General features: G+C 71.3%; 1 protein-coding gene. It reads left to right on the forward strand.

Annotated features, from left to right (window positions below; genetic code table 11):
• A partial coding sequence (locus KUM44_RS44455) for a sugar-binding domain-containing protein (protein ID WP_374202132.1) occupies positions 1–362 on the forward strand: 362 nt, incomplete at both ends.

The following is a 362-nucleotide window of genomic DNA, read 5'->3' on the forward strand; positions in this document are numbered from 1 at the left end:
GACGCCGAGGACGACTCGTTCGCCGAGGAGGGGTACGACGCCGGGGACTGGGCCGAGGTCACGGTCCCCGGCCACTGGGTCCTCCAGGGAGACGGCGCGTTCGGTTCGCCCATCTACACCAACCACCTCTACCCCTTCCCGGTCGACCCGCCGCATGTCCCGACGGAGAACCCGACCGGGGACCACCTGCGGGTCTTCGACCTCCCCGAGGACTGGCCGGACCTGGCGGATGGTGGCGCCGTGCTGCGCTTCGACGGCGTGGAGTCCTGCGCCCGTATCTGGCTGAACGGCACGGAGCTCGGCGAGTTCAAGGGCTCCCGGCTGCCGCACGAGTTCGCGGTCGGGGAGCTGCTGAAGCCGGC

It is taken from the genome of Streptomyces sp. AC550_RSS872 (assembly GCF_019049285.1).
Lineage (GTDB): Bacteria > Actinomycetota > Actinomycetes > Streptomycetales > Streptomycetaceae > Streptomyces.